Origin of the sequence: Oceanospirillum sediminis (genome assembly GCF_014164585.1) — a bacterium.
GTDB classification, from domain to species: Bacteria; Pseudomonadota; Gammaproteobacteria; order Pseudomonadales; family Halomonadaceae; genus Oceanospirillum; species Oceanospirillum sediminis.
The window spans coordinates 1-301 of sequence record NZ_JACJFM010000389.1 but is presented as its reverse complement, the minus strand read 5'-3'; the positions used below and the strand labels follow the sequence as shown (position 1 = coordinate 301).

1 protein-coding gene is annotated in these 301 nt (G+C 30.2%); it reads right to left on the bottom strand.

Features of this window, described 5'->3' with window-relative positions; genetic code table 11:
- A partial coding sequence (locus H4O21_RS28960; RefSeq protein WP_220495936.1) for a hypothetical protein occupies positions 1 to 218 on the bottom strand: 218 nt, incomplete at its 3' end.
- Positions 219 to 301: the final 83 nt, after the last annotated feature.

Sequence of the window (301 nt, the reverse complement as noted above, 5' to 3'; positions counted from 1 at the left end):
TCTGTTTCGTATTCGTAAATCAAGTCGCCATCATTAAATTCAAATCCAGTCAGTTCGATGTTGTAATTCCTTTCATCAGCTTGTTCTATTGGATTCCAAAATAAATTTGAGCCTGGTAATATTTTAAAATAGAAGCCTGGAATCAAAATCAGAATTAAGAGTATTACTGAAAGTCGATAGAATTTACGTTTGTTATTTTCCTTAAGTGCTTTGAACATTTTCCACGCCAAAACAGGATAAATCAGAACTATAATTAAGGTTAAAAACAGAAATAATAATATCATCTATGAAGTTTGTTTCG